Below are 23,148 nucleotides of genomic sequence, written 5' to 3'. Positions count from 1 at the left end.
CGGCCGCGTCAGCCCAGCGGCGCGGGCAGCGGCGCGGCGTGCAGCACGGACAGCCGGGACACCGCCCGGGTGAGCACCACGTACAGCCGGTTCAGGCCGCGTTGCTCGGCGGACGCGATGGCAGCCGGTTCGACCGCGATGACGTGGTCGTACTCCAGACCCTTGACCAGGGTCGCGGGCATCACCGTGACGCGCGCACCGGTGGCTGGCCCGTCGGCGGTCGCGGTTTCCACCCCCGCCTCGGTCAGCGCCGACCGCAACTCGTCCACCGTGCCGTCGGCGGCGATCACGGCGATCGACCCCTCGTGCGTGAGCGCCGCCCGCACCTCGGCCACCGTCGCGGTCGCGAGATCGCTCACGGTACGCACCTCAAGCGCGCCGTCACCGCGTAGCGACTCGGCCGGCGGCACGTCGACAGCCAGCGCCGGTAGCAGCCGGTTGGCGAAGGCGAGCACGGCGGCGGGCACCCGGAACCCGATGGTCAACGGCACCACCGTCGCGTCCGGCTTGCCCAGGTGGCGCAGGCTCTCCCGCCAGTCGCTGGCCGCCCATGGCGCGGTGGCCTGGGCCAGGTCGCCGAGGAGCGTGAGCGAGCCGTGTTCACTGCGCCGGGCGATGACCCGGCACTGCATCGGAGACAGGTCCTGTGCCTCGTCCACCACGACATGTCCGTAGCCGGCCGGTCGTTCGAGCAGGCCGGCCGCCTCGTCGATCAGCACGGCGTCGGCGGCCGTCCACCGGGTCGCCTTCGCCGTCCGGCCCAACCCGGTACCGGTGGTGGGACCTCCCGACGCGGTGCGGGTGAGCAGGTGCTGTTCGTCGGGACTGAGCAGGCCGTCGGCGGCCTGTGCGAGCCGGTCCGGGTCGGTGTACAGCGCGTGCAGCAGGCGGTCCGGCGTGAGCGCGGGCCACACGGCGTCCAGGAATCCGGTGACCGGTTTCGACCGGCTCATCCGGCGCAGCCACGCGTCGCCCGGCGACTCCGCCCGCCGCGCCTCGGCCTGCCGTTGCAGCAGTCCGACCACCCGGGCCCGGACCCGGTCCCGCCCGACGGCGTACGGCAGGCGCTCCGCGCGGGTGTCCTGGACCAGCCGGTGCAGCGGCTCCAGCCCGATCCGCCAGCGGAACGAGCCGTCGGAGACGAGCACCGGTTCCGCCGGCTCGCCGACGTACGCGTCGACGGCCCGGCGCAGCACCTCGGCCATCCGCGCGTCGTGCTTGAGGGTGGCCACGACCGGCGGGTCCACCGCGCGTACCGTCACCCGGTCGACCAGATCCTCCACGGTGGCCTGCTCCACCTCGACTTCGCCGAGCGCAGGCAGCACCGCCGCGATGTAGCCGAGGAAGGCCCGGTTCGGGCCCACGACCAGCACCTTCGACCGCCGCAGCCGCTCCCGGTACAGGTAGAGCAGGTACGCCGCCCGGTGCAGGCCGACGGCGGTCTTGCCGGTGCCCGGGGCACCCTGTACGCAGATCGAGTCGGCCAGGTCGGCGCGGACGAGTTCGTCCTGCTCGGGCTGGATGGTGGCGACGATGTCCCGCATCGGCCCGACCCGGGGGCGTTCGATCTCGGCGGTGAGGATCCGGCTGGCCGTGCCGAGTTCCTCGCCCCGGTCCAGGTGTTCGTCCTCGAAGCTGGTCAGCTTCCCGTCGCTGAAACCGAACCGGCGGCGCACCGCCAGGCCCTGCGGGTCGCGGGCACTGGCCCGGTAGAACGCGCGGGAGACCGGTGCCCGCCAGTCAAGCACCAACGGTTCGCCCTGCTCGTCGGTGACGTGCCGGCGACCGACGTGGTATCGGCGGCCGGCGTGTTCGGCATCCGCGTCACCGAAGTCGAGCCGGCCGAAGAAGAGCGGGGTACGCGGGTCGTCGGCCAGTTCGGCGACCCGCCGGGCAAGGTGCCGGCCGAGCTGCTCGGCGGTGTACGCGTCTCCGGCCACCTTGTCGCCGGTGGCGAAGAGCGCCTCGGCGCGTTCCCGCATCCGGTGCAGCGCCGCCCGCGACCGGGTCAGGTGCGCACGTTCGGTGGCCAGTTCGTCGTCCAGTGCGGGTGGCTGGGGAATCTTTTGGGCGTGCAGGCTCATCCACGGACTCCTCGACACGGGAAGAAGGCTGCCGCTCGCGTTTCCGACTCGTGGGTCGGCGCGGGGACGTCCGCTGCGGTGCTACTCACCGCGGCCGTCGGGCGGAACGAACAGCCTACTGGAGAGCGTGCCGTGGACAACCGCTTTTACTTCCGGCCGGGGATCATGGGGGCATGACGCAGCCGCACTCCGAGTCGCCCCGGGTGACGATCAGCGACCCTCAGACGCTGCGGGCGCTCGCCCACCCGGCCCGGCTCGCGATCATGGAACACCTGGCGACGACCGAGGGCGCGGTGACCGCCACCGAGTGCGCCGAGGTGGTGGGCCTGTCGCCGAGCGCGACCAGCTACCACCTGCGGGCACTTGCCAAGTTCGGCCTGGTGGAGCAGGCGCCGAGCCGGGGAGACGCCCGGGAGCGGCTGTGGCGTGCCGCGATCCAGCAATGGACCATCGACGCCGGCCGGGACGCTGACCCGTCGGTACGCGACGCCGAGCAGACCCTGGTCGAGGTCTTTCTGGCTCGGGGACTGGAGCGCAGCCGGGACTGGCTGCGCCGGGCTCCGGACGAGTCGGAGGAGTGGTATCGCAGCGCGATTCTGAGCGAGTCGTTGCTGCTACTCACCGCCGAGGAGTTGACGGAGTTGAACGAGGCCGTGACGGCCCTGCTCCAGCCCTACCGGAAACGCACCCGGACCGATCCGCCGCCGGGTGCCCGCCGGGTGGCCGTCCAGTACCGGGCGGTGCCGCTGGCCTGACATGCTTGCGCCGACCAGATGTGAAGCACTACTTTCGAAATATGTCTTTCACATCTGGGGAGTCGCGGTGGGCCGACGTCGCCCTGGCTACCTCCGCCCGTGGCTTCGCCACCTGCGGGCAGTTCCTCGCGGCGACCACGCTGACACTGACCCTCCAGTCGTCCGGCGCCGGTGGCCGTGCCGTGGCGGGGATGCTGTTGGCGGCGACGCTGCCGCTCGTGGTGCTCGCCCCGCTGACCGGTCGGCTCGCCGATCGGGTGGACAGCCGGACGCTGCTGGTCGGAGCCGGTCTGGCCCAGTCGGTGATCTGCCTAGCGCTGGCGTACGCCGGACACCCCTTGCTGGTCGTGGGTCTGGTCGCGCTGCTCGCCAGCGGCCTGGCCGTCGTCCAGCCGGTGCTCGCCGCCCTGGTGCCCGCCATGGTGCGCGCCGAAGACCTGCCCAGGGCCACCGCACTCAACCAGACCGCCGGCATGATCGGTGTGCTGACCGGGCCGGCCATGGCCGGGTTCCTGGTGGGCGCCTTCGGCACCCGGGTACCCCTGCTGATCGCCGCGGCCGGCTATCTGGCGCTCGTCGTCGCCGGGCTGCTCGTCCGTACTCGTAGGGGCGGTGCGCGGCGCGCCGCGGTGACCGGCAGCGGCCCGGCGGTGGTGGACCACGACGCCGCGACGGCAGGGAGTTGGCGGCTCCGGCGGGATCCGCTGCTGGCGGCGATGGTGGCGACGCTGGCCGGCGTGATCGCGGCCGTCGGCGCGATCAACGTCATCGAGGTCTTCTACGTACGCGAGACCCTCGGTGCCTCGGCCTCCGTGTACGGCCTGGTGACCGGCGCCTGGACGCTCGGTGTGCTCGGCGGTGCCTGGATCTTCGCTCGGGTGGCCCGGCGGTTCACCGACGACGGTGCCCTGGTGCAGGGTGGCCTGCTGCTACTCGGCGGCTGTTGCGTGGCGGTGCTGCTCTCGGTGACGGTCCCCACGGCTGCGCTGTTGGTGCCGCTCTGGCTGCTCGGCGGCCTCTGCAACGGCGGCGACAACGTCTTCCACAACGTGGTGGTGGCACGGCGGGTACCCGAGGCGGCCCGCGGGCGGGCCTTCGCCGCCGTGGGTGCCGCGGTGCAGGGGGCGGCAATGTTCGGTTACCTGGTCGGTGGTCTGCTGCTGGAGGTGACCGAACCTCGTCCGCTGATCGTCGGCTGTGGTGCGGCCGGGCTGCTGGTGCTGCTCGGCTTCGTGGCACCGGTCCGCCGAGCGGTGCGGGCCGAGCGCTCCCGTATCGGGCAGCCGCCGACACCGGAAGGCCCCGCGCAGGCCGGGCCGGCGGGCGCCGAGCCGGTGGACGCGGGGCCACCTAAAGCCGGGCCGGCGGGTGCGGGGTTGGCCACTTCAGCGACGTCCGGCTGAGCAGGTCACGGGAGGTGGGGATACGGTCGGGGCATGGTCGAGCGCCTCGCCCGCCCCCGCGTCGGGCACATCCAGTTCCTCAACTGCCTGCCCATCTACTGGGGGCTGATGCGCTCCGGCGCCCTGCTCGACGTCGACCTGCGCAAGGATTCGCCGGACCGGCTCAGCGCCCAACTCGTCGCCGGTGACCTGGACATCGGGCCGATCACCTTCGTCGAGTACCTGAAGCATGCCGACGAACTGCTGCTCCTGCCCGACCTGGCCGTGGGCAGCGACGGGCCGGTGCTGTCGGTCAACCTGGTCAGCACCCGGCCGCTGGCCGACCTCGACGGCGCCCGGGTGGCGCTGGGCTCCACCTCGCGGACCGGAGTGCTGCTCGCCCAGTTGCTGCTGCGCGAGCGGTACGGGGTCCGTCCGGAGTACTTCAGGTGCCCGCCGGACCTGACCCAGATGCTGCTGGAGGCCGACGCCGCGGTGTTGATCGGCGACGTGGCGCTGCGGGCGATGTACGAGGCACCCCGGCAGGGACTGACCGTGACCGACCTGGGGCAGGCGTGGCGGGAGTGGACCGGACTGCCGATGGTCTTCGCCGTCTGGGCGGCCCGTCGCGACTTCGCCGCAGCCCATCCCGGGCTGGTCAAGGAGGTGCACGAGGCGTTCCTGCGGTCGCGTGACCTGTGCCTGGCTGAACTGGACCAGGTCGCCGAGTCGGCGGCCCGGTGGGAGCCGTTCGACGCCAGCACGCTCGCGGAGTACTTCCGGGCCCTGGACTTCTCCCTCGGCGATCGTCAGGTCGCCGGCATCCGTGAGTTCGCCCGCCGCGCCGCCGCCCTAGGCGAAACCCCCCCACTACCCCCCACCGGCCCCACCTTCTTCACCCGCTGACCCCCGCCTCCCCGCCTCCCCGCCTCCCCCGCGATCTTGCGCTTTTCGTCGCCGCTTATCGGGCATAAGCCGCGTTCCGGCGACCAGAAGTGCAAGATCGGCGCGGGTCGGGGGGTGCGGCGCGGCGCGGGTGGGGGGCGCGGTGGGGGTCAGGGGCGGGTGAGGAGGGCTTCGGTGATCTTCTCGCAGTTCTTCATGCCGTACTCGTAGCCCTTGTTGATCGGGTACTGGAGCATCACGCCCATCGTCCAGGTGTCGCCGATCGCCAGGCAGTTGACGTGCATCTCCTGCTCACGGGTGCGGTCGACCCAGCCGTTCTTGATGGCGATCTTCTTCGCCTCGGCGGTCGGGAACGCCTTACGGATGCCGAAGTCGCCGGCACCGCGTACCTGGCGCATCTCGCTGAGCAACCATTTGGTCCACTTCGGGCCGGCGGCGGTGCCGTCGGCGATGCACTCGCCGAGGCGGGCGGTGTCCCGGGGGGAGAGTTCGGTACGGCTCCACCCGAGGTCGCTCGACACCTTGCTGTCGGTCAGGTCGCAGGTGGACAACAGCCGCTTGATCGAGGCGGACCGGCCGATCTGGGTGTAGAGCTGCTCGGTGCGGGTGTTGTCGCTGTCCCGGATGATCCGGGTCAGGTCGCTCAACTTCGCGTCGCTCGGGGTCTGCCCGGCGTCGGCGGTACGGCGCAGGTAGTCGGCGACGATCCACGCCTTGATGAGGGAGGCGGTGGTGCTGGTCTCGGCCATGTTCTCCGAGCCGATGATCTCGCCCGACCGGCGGTCCAGCACGCTCCACGCGTACCAGCCGTCGATGTCCAGGTCGATCTCCTTGGCCTCGAACGGCAGCGGCTCGGGCTCCGGCGAGGGGCTGGGTGACGGCGACGGTCGTACGCTGCGGTCGGTCAGGCTGCCGTCCCGGGCCGCCGGCGACTCACCCCGACCCCACTGGGCGGCGGCGGTGGACTCGAAGGGCGAACCGGGCAGCAGGCGCAGCGAGACAAGGACCAGCCCGATCAACACGGCCGCGATCGCGATCAGGCGCAGCGGCGATGTCTCGCCGTTGCGGCTGCGGCCGGCCATCAGAGCTTCCCGATCGGCTGCTGCGGCACCTTGAGGGCGCCACCGGGCTGCGGCGTCACCAACTGGCTGGCGACGCTGGCGCAGACGTCCGCTCCGTAGTCGAGCCCGCTGCTCTGGGGGTAACGCAGCATCACCGCGAGGCTCCACTTCTCAGTCACGGCCAGGCAGTTGACGTGCCAGTTGCCGTCGTAGTTGAGGGGGGTCCAGCCGTTCTTGATGCTGACCGGGCCCTGGCTGGTGATCGACTCCGGCAGGCCGTCGACGATTCCCCACCGGCCGCCGCCCTCCCTGGGCTTCTGGTCCTTGGCGGCGGTGCTGCCGCGAACCTTGCTCATCTCGGCCAGCAGCCACTTCGTCCACTTCGGCCCGGCAGCGGTGCCGTCGGCGATGCAGTCACCGAGACGTACGGCGTCGCGCGGGGACATCCGGGTGAAGCTCCACCAGCCCTCGTAGCCCCTGACGTTGCCGCGCTTGGTGTCGGTGAGGTCGCAGGTGCTGATCGCCCGCTTGATCACCGGGCCGGGTTGGCCGTTCGCCGGCGCCCGGTAGGAACCACCCGCAGCGGCGTAGACCTTGTTGGCCGCGTCGTCGTTGCTGTCCCGGATGGCCAGGCTGGCCAGCTTCTTCATCGCCGCGGGCGGCTCCTTGTCGCCGAGTTGGCGCAGGTAGTCGGCGACGATCCAGGCCTTGAGCATCGACTCGGTCGAGCTGGTCGCGGCCATGTTCTTGGAGCCGGAGAGCTCGTCGGTCTCCCGGTCGAGCAGTGCCCAGGAGAAGAACTCGCCCTTGAAGTTCACCGAGACCTTGCCGGCGGCCAGGGTCGGTGGCGGCGGTGGGGCGGGCGTGGGCGCGGCGACGCTCTCCGGGCCGGCGTCCGCCTCGCCAGCGGAAAGCCGGGCGTACGCGGCCGGCACCAGCATGACGCCGCCGAGCAGTACCGCCGTCGCGGCGAGCACCATGGTCACGCGAGATCGCATGAGCGGGTGAGCTCCAGATGTCGGGGCCGGGGGGACCGGCTTGTTGCCAGGACTGACCGGTGCGGATCGCCTGGGTCGGGGGAAGCGGCCCTGAGCTGGCGATCGTCTTCAGCCGATCGGTGTGACGGGGGAAGTCTACGTCCGGATCGGCGTTATGCCAGGACTCGACACTGGGCAACTCGCCGTGAAGACGGGATAACGAACCGCTATGCGGTCGTTGCGAGGATTTGTCGCTGATCCGTGACCTAACTCATAGTTACCGGCGCCACTGATGGCTACCGGGAGGTGACGGTGGGAAGTCCCGAATTTGTATGACACCCTCTGGCGTCTTCAACCCCTAGCTGTAACACTGGGGACATGTATGGCAATGACTTCCCGGGCGAGGACCCGTCCGGCGGCCTGCTCGGTGAGGTCGAGGCCGCGGAGGCGGCGTTGCGTGCGGCCGCGGAGCGTGGCCGAGGCGCCGCCGAGCCGGGTGGCGACCTGGCCGCCTACTTCGCCGAGGTCGTCGACGCCGACCAGAAGATCGAGCCCCGTGACTGGATGCCGGAGGCGTACCGGCGGACGTTGATCCGGCAGATCGCCCAGCACGCCCACTCCGAGATCATCGGCATGCAGCCGGAGGGCAACTGGATCAGCCGCGCCCCGTCCCTCAAGCGCAAGGCGATCCTGCTGGCCAAGGTGCAGGACGAGGCCGGTCACGGCCTATACCTCTACGCCGCCGCCGAGACCCTCGGCGTCAGCCGGGACGAACTGGTCGACCTGCTGCTCAGCGGCCGGCAGAAGTACAGCTCGATCTTCAATTACCCCACGCTGAGCTGGGCCGACGTTGGCGCGATCGGCTGGCTGGTGGACGGTGCCGCGATCGTCAACCAGGTACCGCTGTGCCGCTGCTCGTACGGCCCGTACGCCCGCGCCATGATCCGGGTCTGCAAGGAGGAGTCCTTCCACCAGCGTCAGGGCTACGAGATCCTGCACACCCTGGCGCACGGCACCGCGGCGCAGAAGGCGATGGCCCAGGAGTCGGTGGACCGCTGGTGGTACCCGTCCCTGGCCATGTTCGGCCCACCCGACGGCGATTCCACCCACTCCGCCCAGTCGATGGCCTGGAAGATCAAGCGGTTCTCCAACGACGAGCTGCGCCAGCGCTTCGTGGACATGTGCGTCGGCCAGGCCGAAGCGCTCGGGCTGCGCCTTCCCGACCCGGAGCTGCGCTGGAACGACGAGCGCCAGGCGTACGACTTCACCCAGCCCGACTACGACGAGCTGATGCGGGTGATCAAGGGCAACGGGCCGTGCAACCGGCAGCGGATGGAGCACCGGCGTCGCGCCCACAGCGAGGGCGCCTGGGTGCGCGAGGCGGCCGCCGCGTACGCCGCCAAGCGTGCGGCGAAGGAGAAGGAGAAGGTGGCAGCGTGAGCCGGCAACACACCCCGCTCTGGGAGGTCTTCGTCCGGGCCCGGCGCGGGCTGGCGCACACCCACGTCGGCAGCCTGCACGCACCCGACGCGGAACTGGCCCTGCGCAATGCCCGTGACCTATACACCCGACGCCAGGAGGGCGTGTCGATCTGGGTGGTGCCGGCGAGCGCCATCACCGCCTCCAGCCCGGACGAGAAGGACGCCTTCTTCGACCCGGCCGCCGACAAGGTCTACCGCCATCCCACCTTCTACGAGGTACCCGACGGGGTGGCGCACCTGTGAGCGATCTCTTCCCCTTCACCCTCGCCCTCGGCGACGACGCGCTCATCGCGGCCCAGCGGCTGGCCGAGTGGAGCACCCGGGCACCGGAGATGGAGGAGGACATCGCGCTGGCCAACATAGCCCTGGACCAGCTCGGTGCCGCCCGGCTCCTGCTGTCGTACGCGGGCGAGCTGGAGGGTGCCGGCCGGGACGAGGACGCGTTGGCGTACCTGCGCGACGACCGGGAGTTCCGCAACTGCCTGTTGGTCGAGCTGCCGAACGGTGACTTCGCGGTGACCATGGCGAAGCTGCTCGTCCTGGCGGCATACCAGGTGCCGCTCTACACCGCCCTGGCCGGCTGCCCGGACGAGCGGTTGGCCGCCATCGGCGGCAAGGCCCGCAAGGAGTCCGCGTACCACCTGGACCACGCCGCGCTGTGGGTGAAGCGGCTGGGCGACGGGACCGAGGAGTCGCACCGGCGGATGCAGGCCGGCGTCGACCAGATCTGGCCGTACGCCGACGAGTTGTTCACGGCACGGCCGGACGCGCCGGTCGACCCGGCGACCCTGCGGTCCGAATTCGACGACACCGTGACCGCCGTGCTCGCCGAGGCGACCCTCGCTGTCCCGGAAGTCGGCTGGACGCCGGCCGGCGGGCGCGACGGTGTGCACACCGAACACCTGTCGTACCTGCTCGCGGAGATGCAGGTGGTGCATCGCGCCCACCCCGGGGCCCGCTGGTGAACCGATGAGCAGAGCACGGCAGGCCGTGGCGGCGGTGGTGGATCCGGAGATCCGGGTGGTCACCATCGACGATCTCGGCATCCTCCGGTCGGTGCAGGTGGACCCGGCCACCGGCCGGGTGGTGGTGACGATCACCCCCACCTACACCGGCTGCCCGGCGATGGATGTCATCCGCGCCGACATCCGGCGCGCGTTGGCCGCCGCCGGTCACCCGGACGCCGAGGTGCGTACGGTGCACAGCCCGGCCTGGAGCACCGACTGGATCAGCGACGCCGGACGGGCCAAGCTGGCCGCCGCCGGCATCGCCCCGCCCGCCCCGGTCCGGCGCGACGGCGTCGTTCCGCTCACCCTGGCGGTGCGCTGCCCACGCTGCGGGTCGCCGGAGACCGAGCAGCTCAGCCGCTTCGGCTCCACCGCGTGCAAGGCGTTGTGGCGGTGCCGCTCCTGCTCCGAACCCTTCGACCATGTGAAGGCCCTGTGACTGTCACCATCACCCGCCCGGTCCGCCGCCGGCCGGTGTTCCACCCGCTGCCCGTCGTCGCCGTGGACCGGCTCACCGCCGACGCCGTCGCGATCACCTTCGCGGTACCGGAGGAACTGCGCGAGACCTTCGCCTTCCGCGCCGGCCAGCACCTGACCGTACGCCTGCCGGCCGCAGCCGGTGCCGCGGAGGGTGACGGCGGTGCGGCCTCCGGCGGAGACGTGCGCCGTTCGTACTCGATCTGCTCCACCCCGACGGACCTGGCGCGGCACGGGCGGTTGCGGATCGGCGTGCGGGAGATCCCGGGCGGGGCCTTCTCCGGCTACGCCTGCGGGGCGCTGCGACACGGCGACACCATCGAGGTGCTGCCCCCGCTGGGGCACTTCACCACGGCCTTCGCGTCGGACCGGGCTCGCCGCTACGGCGCGGTGGTCGCCGGCTCCGGCATCACCCCGGTGCTGTCGCTGGTCGCCACCGCGCTGGCCGTCGAACCGGCCAGCACCTTCACGCTGGTGTACGGCAACCGCACGGCCGGCAGCGTGATGTTCGCCGAGGAACTGGCCGACCTGAAGGACCGCTACCCGACCCGGTTGCACCTGGTGCACGTGCTCTCCCGCGAACAGGGTGATTCGCCGCTGCTGTCGGGTCGGATCGACGCGGAGCGGCTGGGCCGACTGCTGGAGACCATCGTGCCCGGCGAGGCGATCGAGGAGTGGTTCCTGTGCGGCCCGTACGGCCTGGTGGTGGATGCTCGTGCGGTGCTGACCGCGCGGGGTGTCGCGGAGTCGGCGGTGCACACCGAGCTGTTCCACGTCGACGCGCCGCCCGAGCCGGTCCGCCGCACGGACGACGCGTCCGGCGGTACGGACGTGACGATCATGCTTGACGGACGTTCGTCGAACTTCACCATGCGCCGCGACGAACGCGTGCTGGACGCGGCGCTGAAGGTCCGCGGCGAGCTGCCGTACGCCTGCAAGGGCGGGGTCTGCTCGACCTGCCGGGCCAAGGTCGTCTCCGGCGAGGTCGAGATGGCCCGCAACTACGCCCTGGAGCCCGACGAGGTGGCCGCCGGCTACGTGCTGACCTGCCAGTCCAGCCCGCTCACCGACACCCTCACCATCGACTACGACGCGTGACGTGTAGAACATTTCGTTCTACACTCGTTCCCGTGGAGCAGATCGCAGTGCGGGAGTTGAACCAGCACACGAGTAAGGTGCTGGCGCGGGTGCGTGCCGGGGAGACAGTCGAGGTGACCGACCGGGGCGAACCGATCGCTCGGCTGGTGCCCGTGGTGGCAGGCGACGTCCTGCTGGGCCGGTTGGTGGCAGAGGGGCGCGCGATCGCCCCGGCGTCCACCGGGCCCCTGCCCCTGCCTCCCGTACTCGGTGATCCCACGGTCGACGCGGCAGCGGTCCTCGCCGCCTCGCGGGACGAGGAACGCTGGTGATCTACCTCGACTCGGCGGCCGTCATCAAGCTGCTCCGCCGGGAACCAGGGACCGAGGAACTCGTCAGCTGGCTGAACGACCGCAGCTCGGCCTCGCTCGTCTCGTCGGTGCTGGCCGAAGTGGAGGTGTCCCGGGCGTTACGCCGCGCCGCCCCGCAGGCGCTGGTGGGGGTGCCGACCGCGTTGTCCCGGCTCTACCGGGTCGAGATCGATGCCACCGTCCGGGCCACTGCCGCCGCCTACCCGGAACCGCTGCTACGCACTCTCGATGCCATCCATCTGGCAACGGCGGAGATCCTGGCCCAGCAGGCGGGCGCCGACTTCGTCGCCTTCGTGACGTACGACCGTCGGCTGCTGGACGCGGCCAAGAGCATCGGGCTTCCGGTAGCCAGTCCGGGAGTCGACTGAGCACTTCCCGCTGGGATGACCGATGTCCGACCCCATGCCGGACAGGGGATGGATCACAGGTCAAGTGCGCCGCTGAGAGCTGGGCGGGTGGTCGGCGTACCCTCGGGGACGTGACGGTGAATCGGGAGATCGACGACATCCTGCAGCGCGGCGCCGACGGCGGGCGGATCACGCCCGACGAAGCTCTGCTGCTCTACACCGACGCCCCCTTCCACGCCCTCGGCGAGGCGGCGGACGCGGTCCGTCGGCGGCGGTACCCGGACAACGTCGTCACGTACCTGATCGACCGCAACATCAACTACACGAACGTCTGCGTGACGGCGTGCAAGTTCTGTGCCTTCTACCGGGCGCCCAAGCACAAGGAAGGGTGGACCCACCCGACCGAGGAGATCCTGCGTCGCTGCGGCGAGGCGGTCGAGCTGGGCGCCACCCAGGTCATGCTTCAGGGCGGCCACCACCCGGACTACGGCGTGGAGTACTACGAGGAGCTGTTCTCCTCGGTCAAGAAGGCGTACCCGCAACTCGCGATCCACTCGATCGGGCCGAGCGAGATCCTGCACATGGCGAAGGTCTCCGGGGTGAGCCTGGACGAGGCCATCGCCCGGATCAAGGCCGCCGGGCTCGACTCGATCGCCGGTGCGGGTGCCGAAATGCTGCCGCAGCGACCCCGCAAGGCGATCGCGCCGCTGAAGGAGTCGGGCGAGCGCTGGCTGGAGGTCATGGAACTCGCACACCGGCAGGGCGTCGAGTCCACCGCCACCATGATGATGGGAACCGGCGAGACGGCCGCCGAGCGGATCGAGCACCTGCGGATGATCCGCGACGTGCAGGACCGTACGCAGGGCTTCCGGGCCTTCATCCCGTGGACGTACCAGCCGGAGAACAACCACCTCAAGGGTCGCACCCAGGCGACGGCCCTGGAGTACCTGCGGCTGGTGGCGGTGTCCCGGCTGTTCTTCGAGACCGTGCCGCACCTGCAGGCGTCCTGGCTGACCACCGGCAAGGACGTCGGCCAACTGGCGCTGCACATGGGCGTCGACGACCTCGGCTCGATCATGTTGGAGGAGAACGTCATCTCTTCGGCGGGGGCCCGGCACCGGTCCAACCTGCACGAGCTGATCGGGATGATCCGTTCTGCCGACCGGATCCCCGCCCAGCGCGACACGCTCTACAACAGACTGGCCGTGCACCACACGCCCGACGACGACCCGAGCGACGACCGGGTGGTGTCGCACTTCTCGTCGATCGCCCTGCCCGGTGGCGGTGCCGGCCGTTCCCTGCCCCTGGTCGAGGCAAGCTGACCGACGCCCACCCCGACCAGCGAAACCGACGCCGGTCGGCCACCGGAACCACCACACGCCCCCCCCGCCACCGCGAGCGCGGGTTGCGGCGTCTTGGGCCTTCCGGTCGCGGGGGCGGCGCGGGTTGCGGCGTCTTGGGCCTTCCGGTCGCGGGGGCGGCGCGGGTTGCGGTGTCTCGGGCGGCTGCTGCGGGGGCGGGGTCGATGGGTGGCGTGTAAGCGGTGGGAGATCACCGCGGGTAACTGCGGCTAGGGCGCTGCGTCACAGCGGTGGCTCGACCGGTTGTCAGCCGAACGGCTCGGGTGGATCATCCGTCCGGTTCGAAGCGCCAAGCTGCCACGGCCAGGTGCCGGGCCGCGACCAGGTAGCAAGGCCCATCAATCCGGACAATCCTTAAGTTGCCATTAGCTGAGCAGCTTGGGGCGGGTGTGATGCAGGGTGGCGCGGGTGATCGCTGACCGCTAACGTCCCCGCCCGTACGTTTCCTTCACCCCCACGGGGAGACACCTCAATGATTTTCCGTAACCGGGCTGCGGCGTACCTGGGCGCCGGTGCCGCCGGCGTCCTCGCGGCCGGCGCCTTCGCCGCGCCGGCTCTGGCCGACGACACCGCGGACCTCGCCATCAAGGCGACCGGCACCACGATCGCGGTCGGCGCGCCGGGCAAGGACGCCAGCGTCTCGCTGCTGAACAAGAGCAAGGTCGACGCCAAGAACGTGCTCGTCGCCCTCGACATCAGCAAGCTGAAGACCGATCTCGTCGACATCGACGAGAGCGGCTGCAACCCGCGCGAGGACGGCTGGATCCTCTGTGGCATCGAGGGTGACACCATCCGTGCCGGCGAGGACGTCGACTGGTTCTTCCCGTTGACCCGCAAGGGCAACGAGGTCGGCCCGGCCGGCTCCATCACCGCGGTGATCCTGCACGGCGGCCCGGACCCGGACGAGTCCGACAACGTCGTGACCGTGGACGTCAAGGTCGAGGGTGCCGGGCCGGACCTGACCGTCGTCGCCGACGACGTCCGCAAGGCCGTCAAGGTCGACGGTGGCACGATCACCGAGGTCGGCGACCTGTACGCGGGCAACACCGGCCAGCTCATCTACGCCGCCTTCAACCAGGGTGACCAGGCCGCCAGCGGTCTCCGCATCGAGGTGCAGCTGCCCAAGGGCGCGACCTTCGCGGAGAAGGAGCCGGACTGCACCTACAACGCCGAGATGACCTCGCTGACCTGCGAGTACACCAAGGCGGTCCTCATCCCGGCCGCGCAGGACAAGGATGGTGACGACCTCTACTCCGGTGCCCGGTTCTACAACCTGGTGAAGGTCGCCGACGGTGTGAAGCCGAGCAGCCTGACCGGTGGCAAGGTCACCATCGACTCGCTGACGGTGCCGGAGGCCCCCAGCGTCCTCCGGGCCGCCGCCACGTCGGCCCTGCCGCAGAACGTCACGGGTCTCTCGGGTAACGACGTCGACCCGAGCGACAACACCGACGACTTCGCGGTGGTCGTGGCCGCCAAGGGTGGCTCCGGTGGTGGCGACAACGGCGACGGTCCCGGCCTGCCGGTCACCGGTGTGCAGGTCGGCCTGATCGGTGGCGTCGGCGCGGGTGTGCTGGCCGCCGGTGTGGCCATGTTCCTGGTTGCCCGTCGTCGCCGGGTGGTCCTGGTGACCCCGGGTGACGAGAAGACGAACGCCTGAGGTTCGTCCTCTATCGGCCCGCGCGGGCCGTTCACATAACGCACGGCAGTGAGGGCGGGATGGGTGACCATCCCGCCCTCACTGTGTCGCCTCGACCCTGGGCGGGCCGTCGACCGCAGGGCTGGCAGAGTGGAGGGGTGAGCCGTACCCCGCAGGGCCAGCGCGCCAGTCTGGACAAGCAGCCGCACGAGGTCGCCGCGATGTTCGACGGTGTCGCGGCCCGTTACGACCTGACCAACACCGTCCTGTCGTTCGGCCAGGACCGGTTCTGGCGACGGGCCACCCGCACCGCGCTCGACCTGCGACCGGGTGACCGGGTGCTGGATGTGGGCGCGGGCACCGGCGTCTCCACCGAGGAACTCGCCCAGTCCGGGGCGTACGCGGTCGGGGCGGACCTGTCGCTCGGCATGCTGTACGCCGGCAAGCGCAGCCGCCCGCAGGTGCCGTTGCTGGCCGGAGACGCCCTGCGGCTGCCCTTCGCCGATGCCAGCTTCGACGCGGTGACCATCTCCTTCGCGTTGCGCAACGTCAACGACACCGACGCCGCGCTGGCTGAACTGGCCCGGGTGACCCGCCCGGGCGGCCGGCTGGTGATCTGTGAGTTCAGCACCCCGGTCAATCCCGCGTTCCGCACCGTGTACCTGTCGTACCTGATGCGTTCCCTGCCGGCCGTGGCCCGGACGGTCTCCAGCAACCCTGACGCGTACGTCTATCTTGCCGAGTCGATCCGGGCCTGGCCGGACCAGCCGGCGCTGGCGGCGCGGGTGGCCGCGGCGGGCTGGGGTCGGGTGGCGTGGCGCAACCTGACCGGCGGTGTGGTGGCCCTGCACCGCGCCGTCCGGACGTGAGCGCGACCGTTCCTGCATCGGCCCGTACGGGCGTGAACGCGACCGTTCCGGTATCCCTCCGTGCGGACGGGATCTCGGTCCGCCCGGCATTGCGCGGCCGTAATAGCGTCATTTAGGGGAATAAGGCGATTGTGTCGCATTTGCGGCTTAAGCTGGCCGACATGACGGATCCGAAGAATGTGGCCATCGGGGATGCCGCGGAGCTGGTCGAGCAGCTCAGGGGTCTGGCCGGAGCGGATCCCGCCGACGTCCGCCAGGTGGTGACCGAGGTGCTCGCGGCCCTGGACCGTGCCGCCGGCGGCACCTTGCGTGAGCAACTGCCGGAGACCATCCGCGCCAGCCTGGACAGCGCCGCTCCGGCGCGCCGCTGAGCGCCACGTCGTTGGGTCTTACTCGCGTCCAGCAGGTTAGGGCGACCTAACAAGGCGAGCTTACGGTGCCGGTCATAGACTCGTCCCGGCTGGCTTGTGAAGCATTTCACGAGCAGGGCGGGGAGGAGGCGCTAATGACCGCGGTGGAGAACGACGCCGACGTGATCGTCGTGGGCGCCGGTCCCGGTGGCTCGGCGACCGCGTACCACCTGGCTCGGCACGGCGTACGCGTGCTGCTGCTGGAGAAGACCGAGTTCCCCCGGGAGAAAGTCTGCGGCGACGGGCTGACCCCGCGGGCCGTGCGGCAGTTGATCCGGATGGGGGTGGACACCTCCCCCGAGGCCGGCTGGCTGCACAACCGTGGCCTGCGGGTGATCGGTGGCGGCGTCCGGCTGGAGTTGGACTGGCCGGATCTGGCCAGCTTCCCGAACTACGGCCTGGTGCGCACCCGACTCGACTTCGACGACCTGCTGGCCCAGCGCGCGGTGTCGGCCGGGGCCAAGCTACGGACCAGCGTGAACGTCCTCGCTCCGGTGCTGGACGGCGACGGCCGGGTGATCGGGGTGCAGGGCGAGGACGGGCCGGACAAGGCACCCGTCACCTTCCACGCCCCGTTGGTGGTGGCCGCGGACGGCGTCTCGGGCCGGTTCCCGCTCGCCCTCGGGCTGGCCAAGCGGGAGGACCGCCCGATCGGTGTCGCCGTCCGGCGCTACTACCGCTCCGAGGCCCGCCACGACGACGACTACCTGGAGTCCTGGCTGGAGCTGCGGGCCAAGGGCACCAACGAACTGCTGCCCGGGTACGGCTGGATCTTCGGCCTCGGCGACGGTCGGGTAAACGTCGGGCTCGGCATCCTGAACTCGTCCACGGCGTTCGGCAAGACGAACTACCGGCGGCTGCTCACCGACTGGCTGGCCAACACGCCGCCGGAGTGGGGGATGACCGACGAGGCCAACGCCGAGGGTTCGATCCTCGGTGCCGCCCTGCCGATGGGTTTCAACCGGGTGCCGCACTACACCCGGGGGGTCATGCTCGTCGGCGACTCCGGCGGCATGGTCAACCCGTTCAACGGCGAGGGCATCGCGTACGCGATGGAATCCGGCGAACTGGCCGCGGAGGTCGCGGTTCAGGCGCTGGCCCGGCCGGCCGGCGTCGAGCGGGAGCGGGCCCTGATGGCGTACCCGCAGGAGTTGAAGACCCGGTTCGGCGGCTACTACCGGCTGGGCGGGATCTTCGTGAAGCTGATCGGCCGTCCGGAGATCATGCGGGTGGCGACCAAGCACGGCATGCCGCATCCCACGCTGATGCGCTTCGTGCTCAAGCTGCTGGCCAACCTCACCGACCCGCGTGGCGGTGACGCGATGGACCGGGTGATCAATGCGATGACCCGGGTCGCGCCGGCCGTGTAGGGGCGCGGAGCAGGCAAGGTCCACCCCCGCCGAAGGGCGCGGGGTGGGATGTGAATAGTGTGAATTTCGCCAACCACCGAGGGCAGGGAAGGACGAGCAGGAGAAGAAATGTCGCTCTCGCCTTACGTACCCATCATCGGGCTCTTCGCCCTCGCCGCGGGTTTCGCGCTGTTCTCGATAGCCGCCGCCCGGTTCGCCGGCCCCCATCGCTACAACAAAGCCAAGCTCGAAGCCTACGAGTGTGGGATCGAGCCTAGCCCGCAGCCGATCGGCGGTAGCCGGTTTCCGGTCAAGTTCTACCTGACGGCGATGCTCTTCATCGTCTTCGACGTGGAGATGATCTTCCTGTACCCGTGGGCGGTCTCCTTCGACATCCTGCCGGTCTTCGGGTTCGTCGCCATGTTGGTGTTCATCGGTGCCGTCTTCGTCGCGTACGCCTATGAGTGGCGACGCGGCGGCCTGGACTGGGACTGAGGAAGGAACGGCTATGGGTATCGAGGAGAAACTTCCCGCCGGCGTCCTGCTCACCTCGGTGGAGAAGCTGGTCAACTGGTCGCGCAAGTCGTCGGTCTGGGGCGCCACGTTCGGCCTGGCCTGCTGCGCGATCGAGATGATGGCCGCCGGTGGTCCGCACTACGACATGGGCCGCTGGGGCATGGAGGTCTTCCGGGCCTCGCCCCGGCAGGCCGACCTGATGATCGTCGCCGGCCGGGTGAGCCAGAAGATGGCCCCGGTGCTGCGCCAGATCTACGACCAGATGGCCGAGCCCCGCTGGGTGCTCTCCATGGGTGTCTGCGCCAGCAGCGGCGGCATGTTCAACAACTACGCCATCGTGCAGGGCGTCGACCACGTCGTACCGGTCGACATGTACCTCCCGGGCTGCCCGCCCCGGCCGGAGATGCTCATCGACGCGATCCTCAAGCTGCGCGAGAAGATCGGCCACGAGCCGCTCGGCCCGAACGGCCGCAAGATGCTTGCGGCCCGTGAGGCGCGCGGTGACGTGCCGGTGGTGCCGTACGGCTCGATGCCGTCGTCGTACCGCAACGACAAGGCCCGGCGGGCCGAGTGGACGAAGGCCGTCCGCGAGGGCCGCGAGGAGCAGCTGCGGATCGAGAACTGGATGAAGGCCCAGAACCACCTCCACCCGTACGGGGGGATCAAGTGACTGACGACAAGCCGACCACCGGCGGCGTGCCGGTTCCGGTGACGCCGGCCGGCGCGACGAGTGGTGCCCCGGCCGAGTTCCCGCCAGCCGCACCGGCGGGCCGGGGCATGTTCGGCAACCAGGGCAGCGGCGACGTCTCCGGGTTCGGCGGACTGGTCCGGCAGCACCGCGAGATCGAGGACTCGCCGCGACCGTACGGCGGCTACTTCGACGAGGTGCGGGACGCGCTGGAGGAGGCGTACCCGGCGTTCGGCGAGGCGATCGAGAAGGTCGTGGTGGACCGGGGCGAGCTGACCCTGCACATCCGCCCGGAGCGGATCGCCGAGGTCTGCCAGGTGATGCGGGACGACCCGGCGCTGCGTTTCGAGCTGTGCTCGTCGGTGTCCGGGGTGGACTACCTGGGTGCCGACGCTCGCCGACTGCACGTCGTCTACCAGCTCACCTCGATGACCTACCGGCGTCAGGTCCGGCTGGAGGCCGCCGTCAGCGTCGAGGAACCGCACCTGCCCAGCGTCACCTCCGTCTACCCGACCGCCGACTGGCAGGAGCGGGAGGCGTACGACATGTTCGGTGTCGTCTTCGACGGTCACCCGGCGCTGACCCGCATCCTCATGCCGGACGACTGGGAGGGTCACCCGCAGCGCAAGGACTACCCCCTCGGCGGTGTGCCCGTGGAGTACAAGGGCGCCGAGATCCCGCCGCCCGACAAGCGGAGGTCTTACCAATGACCGGGTCGAACTACGCCACCGAGCGCGAGACGACCGAGGGCCGGGTCTTCACCGTCACCGGCGGGGACTGGGACGACGTCGTCTCCGGCGTCGATCCGATCAACGAGGGTCGGATCGTCGTCAACATGGGCCCGCAGCACCCGTCCACGCACGGCGTGCTCCGGCTGATCCTGGAGCTGGAGGGCGAGACGGTCCGGGAGGCCCGCTCGGTCGTCGGCTACCTGCACACCGGCATCGAGAAGAACCTGGAGTACCGCAACTGGGTGCAGGGTTCGACCTTCGTGACCCGGATGGACTACCTCTCGCCGATCTTCAATGAGACGGCGTACTCGCTGGCCGTGGAGAAGCTGCTCGGCATCACCGACGATGTCACCGAGCGGGCCAACACCATCCGGGTGCTCATGATGGAGCTGAACCGGATCTCCTCGCACCTGGTGTGGCTGGCCACCACGGGCATGGAGCTGGGCGCGATCTCGATCATGCTCTACGGCTTCCGCGAGCGCGAGTACATCCTGGAGATCTTCGAGCTGATCACCGGCCTGCGGATGAACCACGCGTACGTCCGGCCGGGCGGCGTCGCCCAGGACGTGCCGGACGAGGCGATCGTCAAGATCCGCGAGTTCCTCAACGTCATGCCGAAGCGCCTCAAGGAGTACGAGGACCTGCTCTCCGGCCAGCCGATCTGGCTGGAGCGGACGCAGAACGTGGCGGTGCTCGACGTCACCGGCTGCCTGGCCCTCGGCGTCACCGGGCCGGTGCTCCGCTCCGCCGGCCTGGCCTGGGACCTGCGCAAGACCATGCCGTACTGCGGCTACGAGACGTACGAGTTCGACGTGCCGACCCACCCCGACGGCGACGTCTGGGGCCGCTACCTGGTCCGGCTGGCCGAGATCCGGGAGTCGCTGAAGCTGGTCGAGCAGGCCCTGGACCGGCTCAAGCCCGGCCCGGTGATGGTCGCCGACAAGAAGATCGCCTGGCCGGCGCAGCTGGCCATCGGCGTCGACGGCATGGGTAACTCGCTGGAGCACGTCGCGAAGATCATGGGCCAGTCGATGGAGTCCCTGATCCACCACTTCAAGCTGGTGACGGAGGGCTTCCGGGTGCCGCCGGGCCAGGTGTACGTGGCGATCGAGTCGCCTCGCGGTGAGCTGGGCGTGCACGCGGTCTCCGATGGCGGGACCCGGCCGTACCGGGTGCACTACCGGGAGCCGAGTTTCGTCAACCTCCAGGCCCTGCCGGCGATGGCCGAGGGTGGCCTGATCGCCGACGTGATCGCCGGCGGCGCCTCGCTGGACCCCGTCATGGGAGGTTGTGACCGGTGACTGTCTTCACCGAAGAGACGCGGACCCGGGCTCGGGAGATCATCGCCCGCTACCCGGCGGACCGCTCCCGCTCGGCCCTGCTGCCGCTGCTGCACCTGGTGCAGGCCGAGGAGGGTTACGTCTCCCCGGCCGGCGTGGCGTTCTGCGCCGAGGTGCTCGGCCTGAACAAGGCCCAGGTCGGCGCGGTGGCCAGCTTCTACACCATGTACAAGCGCCGGCCGACCGGTGACTGGCTGGTCAGTGTCTGCACCAACACCATGTGCAACGTGCTCGGTGGCCAGGAGGTCTACGACACCCTCGCCGAGCACCTGGGCGTCGGGCACGACGAGACCACCGCCGACGGCACGGTCACCCTGGAGCACGCCGAGTGCCTGGCCGCCTGCGACTACGGCCCGGTGATGACCGTCAACTACGACTTCTTCGACGGCGTCGACCCGCAGACCGCGGTCGGCGTGGTCGATGAGCTGCGCGCCGGTGGCCGGCCCACGCCGAGCCGGGGTGCCCGCCTCTGCACCCTGAAGGAGATGGCGGTCCAGCTCGCCGGTTTCGCCGACGAGCGGGAGGGCGCCGTCGCCGACGGTGTGCCGGGCGAGCCGACGCTGCGTGGCCTGCGACTGGCCCAGCAGCACGGCATCTCGGCGCCGGGCTTCGACCCGAACACCCCGATCCGCAGCGGCCGGGCCGGCGACAAGCCCGCACCGGCCACCCCGGCGAAGGCCGCGCCGACCGGCAGCACCGCACCCGACGTCGCGGCACCGGACCGCAAGTCGCCGCAGGTGCGTACCGCCGAGACCCGGCAGCCGGACGCGAAGACCGCCGTGCCGGACGCCCCCGGCACCAAGGTTCCCGTCGACGGGCAGCCGCCTGCGGGGGACGACGCCCGGGCCGCGGAGGCCGCTGGTGCGGCGGCCAACAAGCCGGCGGGTGACGCCAAGCCGGCCGGTGACGACACCGGGGCGCAGGAGCGCAACCTCAGGGAAGCGGAGTCGACCGGCGGCGGTCGGGATTCCGCGCACGACAAGGGGGCTCAGAAGTGACCACGCCTGCGCCGGAGACCCTGGCCAAGTTGACGCCCGTGCTCACCAAGCGCTGGTTGTCCCCTGACGCCTGGCGGATCGACACCTACGAGAAGCTGGACGGTTACGCCGCGCTGCGTAAGGCGATCAAGGCCCACCCGGACGACCTGATCCAGCTGGTGAAGGATTCCGGGCTGCGCGGTCGCGGCGGAGCCGGGTTTCCCACCGGTCTCAAGTGGGGCTTCATCCCGCAGGGTGACGGCAAGCCGCACTACCTCGTGGTCAACGCCGACGAGGGCGAGCCCGGCACCTGCAAGGACCTGCCGCTGATGACCCACGACCCGCACTCGCTGGTCGAGGGCGTCATCATCGCCTCGTACGCGATCCGGGCCAACCGGGCCTACATCTACATTCGGGGCGAGGCCGTGCACGCCGCCCGCCGGCTGCGCAACGCGGTGAACGAGGCGTACGCCAAGGGCTACCTGGGGCGGGACATCCTCGGCACCGGCTTCGACCTGGACCTGGTGGTCCACTCGGGTGCCGGCGCGTACATCTGCGGGGAGGAGACGGCGCTGCTGGACTCCCTGGAGGGCTTCCGGGGCCAGCCCCGGCTGCGCCCGCCGTTCCCGGCCACCCACGGGCTGTACGCCAGCCCCACCGTGGTCAACAACGTGGGCACCATCGCCAGCGTGCCGTACATCGTGCTGGGCGGCGCGGACTGGTGGAAGTCGATGGGCACGGAGAAGTCCGCCGGCCCGATGATCTACTCGCTCTCCGGCCGGATCGTCAACCCGGGCCAGTACGAGTGCGGCCTCGGCATCACCCTGCGCGAGCTGATCGAGCTGGCCGGCGGGATGCAGCCGGGGCACAACCTTAAGTTCTGGACGCCGGGCGGATCGTCGACGCCGCTGCTCACCGCCGAGCACCTGGACGTGCCGCTGGACTTCGAGGGGGTGGCCGCCGCCGGCTCGATCCTCGGCACCACGGCCACGCAGATCTTCTCCGACCAGGACTGCCCGGTCTACGCGACCTACCGGTGGCTGGAGTTCTACCACCACGAGTCGTGCGGCAAGTGCACCCCGTGCCGGGAAGGCAACTACTGGATGGTCCGGGTCTACCGACGCATCCTGGCCGGCCAGGGCACTCAGGACGACCTGGACACCCTGCTCGACACCTGCGACAACATCCTCGGCCGCTCGTTCTGCGGCCTGGGTGACGGTGCCACCAGCCCGGTGACCTCGTCGCTGAAGTACTTCAAGCAGGACTACCTCGACTACATCGAGGGACGGACCGCGCCGAAGTTGTCCGACAAGCAGTTGGTGGGAGCCCACTGATGCGAGTGCGAG

The 23,148-nt window shown here is 70.5% G+C and carries 24 protein-coding genes; 21 read left to right on the top strand and 3 right to left on the bottom strand.

The window, feature by feature from the left end; genetic code table 11:
* Window positions 1–8: 8 nt before the first annotated feature.
* Window positions 9–2,084 (bottom strand): AAA family ATPase, encoded by a 2,076-nt coding sequence (locus AB0J93_RS19685; RefSeq protein WP_363923730.1) that lies wholly within the window; start codon window positions 2,082–2,084, stop codon window positions 9–11.
* A gap of 173 nt (window positions 2,085–2,257) precedes the next feature.
* Here AB0J93_RS19685 and AB0J93_RS19680 point away from each other — a divergent pair, with 173 nt between their 5' ends.
* The 3 genes from AB0J93_RS19680 to AB0J93_RS19670 are packed head-to-tail and all read left to right on the top strand — an operon-like array spanning window position 2,258 to window position 5,127.
* Entirely contained in the window at window positions 2,258–2,839 is a 582-nt protein-coding gene (locus AB0J93_RS19680) for a metalloregulator ArsR/SmtB family transcription factor (RefSeq protein ID WP_363923729.1), read from the top strand.
* Between the two features lie 41 nt (window positions 2,840–2,880).
* Window positions 2,881–4,242: an MFS transporter gene (locus AB0J93_RS19675; protein WP_363923728.1), complete on the top strand. Its 1,362-nt coding sequence runs from the start codon at window positions 2,881–2,883 to the stop codon at window positions 4,240–4,242.
* Between the two features lie 33 nt (window positions 4,243–4,275).
* Entirely contained in the window at window positions 4,276–5,127 is an 852-nt protein-coding gene (locus AB0J93_RS19670) for a menaquinone biosynthesis protein (protein WP_363923727.1), read from the top strand.
* A 149-nt stretch (window positions 5,128–5,276) separates the two neighbouring features.
* On the opposite strand, the gene AB0J93_RS19665 is transcribed toward AB0J93_RS19670, so the two are convergent.
* Window positions 5,277–6,209 carry a serine hydrolase gene (locus AB0J93_RS19665; RefSeq protein WP_363923726.1) on the bottom strand — a complete coding sequence of 311 codons (933 nt, stop codon included), beginning with the start codon at window positions 6,207–6,209 and terminating at the stop codon, window positions 5,277–5,279.
* Entirely contained in the window at window positions 6,209–7,186 is a 978-nt protein-coding gene (locus AB0J93_RS19660) for a hypothetical protein (RefSeq protein ID WP_363923725.1), read from the bottom strand. The genes AB0J93_RS19665 and AB0J93_RS19660 overlap by 1 nt, the downstream gene beginning before the upstream one ends.
* Before the next feature lie 357 nt (window positions 7,187–7,543).
* Here AB0J93_RS19660 and paaA point away from each other — a divergent pair, with 357 nt between their 5' ends.
* From paaA to nuoF, 18 genes are all read left to right on the top strand, one after another.
* Entirely contained in the window at window positions 7,544–8,605 is a 1,062-nt protein-coding gene (gene paaA, locus AB0J93_RS19655; protein WP_363923724.1) for a 1,2-phenylacetyl-CoA epoxidase subunit PaaA, read from the top strand.
* Window positions 8,602–8,889: a 1,2-phenylacetyl-CoA epoxidase subunit PaaB gene (gene paaB / locus AB0J93_RS19650; protein ID WP_093404003.1), complete on the top strand. Its 288-nt coding sequence runs from the start codon at window positions 8,602–8,604 to the stop codon at window positions 8,887–8,889. Before paaA ends, paaB begins: the two co-directional genes overlap by 4 nt.
* Window positions 8,886–9,611 carry a 1,2-phenylacetyl-CoA epoxidase subunit PaaC gene (paaC, locus tag AB0J93_RS19645; RefSeq protein WP_363923723.1) on the top strand — a complete coding sequence of 242 codons (726 nt, stop codon included), beginning with the start codon at window positions 8,886–8,888 and terminating at the stop codon, window positions 9,609–9,611. Before paaB ends, paaC begins: the two co-directional genes overlap by 4 nt.
* Window positions 9,612–9,615: 4 nt before the next feature.
* Window positions 9,616–10,092: a 1,2-phenylacetyl-CoA epoxidase subunit PaaD gene (paaD, locus tag AB0J93_RS19640; protein WP_363923722.1), complete on the top strand. Its 477-nt coding sequence runs from the start codon at window positions 9,616–9,618 to the stop codon at window positions 10,090–10,092.
* Complete coding sequence (paaE, locus tag AB0J93_RS19635) at window positions 10,089–11,228, top strand: 1,2-phenylacetyl-CoA epoxidase subunit PaaE (protein WP_363923721.1); 1,140 nt, start codon at window positions 10,089–10,091, stop codon at window positions 11,226–11,228. Before paaD ends, paaE begins: the two co-directional genes overlap by 4 nt.
* A gap of 32 nt (window positions 11,229–11,260) precedes the next feature.
* Window positions 11,261–11,539: a type II toxin-antitoxin system prevent-host-death family antitoxin gene (locus tag AB0J93_RS19630; protein WP_357581094.1), complete on the top strand. Its 279-nt coding sequence runs from the start codon at window positions 11,261–11,263 to the stop codon at window positions 11,537–11,539.
* Window positions 11,536–11,946: a type II toxin-antitoxin system VapC family toxin gene (locus AB0J93_RS19625; RefSeq protein WP_363923720.1), complete on the top strand. Its 411-nt coding sequence runs from the start codon at window positions 11,536–11,538 to the stop codon at window positions 11,944–11,946. The genes AB0J93_RS19630 and AB0J93_RS19625 overlap by 4 nt, the downstream gene beginning before the upstream one ends.
* Before the next feature lie 110 nt (window positions 11,947–12,056).
* Window positions 12,057–13,247 carry a cyclic dehypoxanthinyl futalosine synthase gene (mqnC, locus tag AB0J93_RS19620; protein ID WP_363923719.1) on the top strand — a complete coding sequence of 397 codons (1,191 nt, stop codon included), beginning with the start codon at window positions 12,057–12,059 and terminating at the stop codon, window positions 13,245–13,247.
* Window positions 13,248–13,758: 511 nt separating this feature from the next.
* Window positions 13,759–14,943, top strand: coding sequence for a cell wall anchor protein (locus AB0J93_RS19615; RefSeq protein ID WP_363923718.1), 1,185 nt, complete (start codon window positions 13,759–13,761; stop codon window positions 14,941–14,943).
* A gap of 137 nt (window positions 14,944–15,080) precedes the next feature.
* Window positions 15,081–15,791 carry a demethylmenaquinone methyltransferase gene (locus tag AB0J93_RS19610; protein WP_363923717.1) on the top strand — a complete coding sequence of 237 codons (711 nt, stop codon included), beginning with the start codon at window positions 15,081–15,083 and terminating at the stop codon, window positions 15,789–15,791.
* A gap of 161 nt (window positions 15,792–15,952) precedes the next feature.
* Window positions 15,953–16,162: a hypothetical protein gene (locus AB0J93_RS19605; RefSeq protein WP_363923716.1), complete on the top strand. Its 210-nt coding sequence runs from the start codon at window positions 15,953–15,955 to the stop codon at window positions 16,160–16,162.
* A gap of 134 nt (window positions 16,163–16,296) precedes the next feature.
* Complete coding sequence (locus AB0J93_RS19600) at window positions 16,297–17,571, top strand: geranylgeranyl reductase family protein (RefSeq protein ID WP_363923715.1); 1,275 nt, start codon at window positions 16,297–16,299, stop codon at window positions 17,569–17,571.
* A gap of 108 nt (window positions 17,572–17,679) precedes the next feature.
* On the top strand, window positions 17,680–18,045 hold the full coding sequence (locus tag AB0J93_RS19595) for an NADH-quinone oxidoreductase subunit A (RefSeq protein ID WP_093404019.1): 366 nt from the start codon (window positions 17,680–17,682) through the stop codon (window positions 18,043–18,045).
* Between the two features lie 13 nt (window positions 18,046–18,058).
* Window positions 18,059–18,736: an NADH-quinone oxidoreductase subunit B gene (locus AB0J93_RS19590; RefSeq protein WP_117229654.1), complete on the top strand. Its 678-nt coding sequence runs from the start codon at window positions 18,059–18,061 to the stop codon at window positions 18,734–18,736.
* Window positions 18,733–19,464 (top strand): NADH-quinone oxidoreductase subunit C, encoded by a 732-nt coding sequence (locus AB0J93_RS19585; RefSeq protein WP_363923714.1) that lies wholly within the window; start codon window positions 18,733–18,735, stop codon window positions 19,462–19,464. The genes AB0J93_RS19590 and AB0J93_RS19585 overlap by 4 nt, the downstream gene beginning before the upstream one ends.
* Complete coding sequence (locus tag AB0J93_RS19580; RefSeq protein ID WP_363923713.1) at window positions 19,461–20,786, top strand: NADH-quinone oxidoreductase subunit D; 1,326 nt, start codon at window positions 19,461–19,463, stop codon at window positions 20,784–20,786. Before AB0J93_RS19585 ends, AB0J93_RS19580 begins: the two co-directional genes overlap by 4 nt.
* Window positions 20,783–21,823 (top strand): NADH-quinone oxidoreductase subunit NuoE, encoded by a 1,041-nt coding sequence (gene nuoE, locus AB0J93_RS19575; protein ID WP_363923711.1) that lies wholly within the window; start codon window positions 20,783–20,785, stop codon window positions 21,821–21,823. Before AB0J93_RS19580 ends, nuoE begins: the two co-directional genes overlap by 4 nt.
* Window positions 21,820–23,136, top strand: a complete 1,317-nt coding sequence (gene nuoF, locus AB0J93_RS19570) for an NADH-quinone oxidoreductase subunit NuoF (RefSeq protein ID WP_363923709.1) — start codon at window positions 21,820–21,822, stop codon at window positions 23,134–23,136. The genes nuoE and nuoF overlap by 4 nt, the downstream gene beginning before the upstream one ends.
* Window positions 23,137–23,148 lie beyond the last annotated feature (12 nt).

The sequence above is a fragment of the Micromonospora sp. NPDC049374 genome (assembly GCF_040677165.1).
GTDB lineage: Bacteria > Actinomycetota > Actinomycetes > Mycobacteriales > Micromonosporaceae > Micromonospora.
The sequence above is the reverse complement of the archived record's forward strand: the minus strand, read 5'-3'. Positions and strand labels throughout refer to the sequence as shown.

Coding starts and splice junctions, on each gene's coding strand:
- AB0J93_RS19685 (WP_363923730.1), bottom strand. CDS start 2,084: ATGAGCCTGCACGCCCAAAAGATTCCCCAGCCACCCGCACTGGACGAC.
- AB0J93_RS19680 (WP_363923729.1), top strand. CDS start 2,258: ATGACGCAGCCGCACTCCGAGTCGCCCCGGGTGACGATCAGCGACCCT.
- AB0J93_RS19675 (WP_363923728.1), top strand. CDS start 2,881: ATGTCTTTCACATCTGGGGAGTCGCGGTGGGCCGACGTCGCCCTGGCT.
- AB0J93_RS19670 (WP_363923727.1), top strand. CDS start 4,276: ATGGTCGAGCGCCTCGCCCGCCCCCGCGTCGGGCACATCCAGTTCCTC.
- AB0J93_RS19665 (WP_363923726.1), bottom strand. CDS start 6,209: ATGGCCGGCCGCAGCCGCAACGGCGAGACATCGCCGCTGCGCCTGATC.
- AB0J93_RS19660 (WP_363923725.1), bottom strand. CDS start 7,186: ATGCGATCTCGCGTGACCATGGTGCTCGCCGCGACGGCGGTACTGCTC.
- paaA (WP_363923724.1), top strand. CDS start 7,544: ATGTATGGCAATGACTTCCCGGGCGAGGACCCGTCCGGCGGCCTGCTC.
- paaD (WP_363923722.1), top strand. CDS start 9,616: ATGAGCAGAGCACGGCAGGCCGTGGCGGCGGTGGTGGATCCGGAGATC.
- AB0J93_RS19615 (WP_363923718.1), top strand. CDS start 13,759: ATGATTTTCCGTAACCGGGCTGCGGCGTACCTGGGCGCCGGTGCCGCC.
- AB0J93_RS19605 (WP_363923716.1), top strand. CDS start 15,953: ATGACGGATCCGAAGAATGTGGCCATCGGGGATGCCGCGGAGCTGGTC.
- AB0J93_RS19600 (WP_363923715.1), top strand. CDS start 16,297: ATGACCGCGGTGGAGAACGACGCCGACGTGATCGTCGTGGGCGCCGGT.
- AB0J93_RS19595 (WP_093404019.1), top strand. CDS start 17,680: ATGTCGCTCTCGCCTTACGTACCCATCATCGGGCTCTTCGCCCTCGCC.
- AB0J93_RS19590 (WP_117229654.1), top strand. CDS start 18,059: ATGGGTATCGAGGAGAAACTTCCCGCCGGCGTCCTGCTCACCTCGGTG.
- AB0J93_RS19580 (WP_363923713.1), top strand. CDS start 19,461: ATGACCGGGTCGAACTACGCCACCGAGCGCGAGACGACCGAGGGCCGG.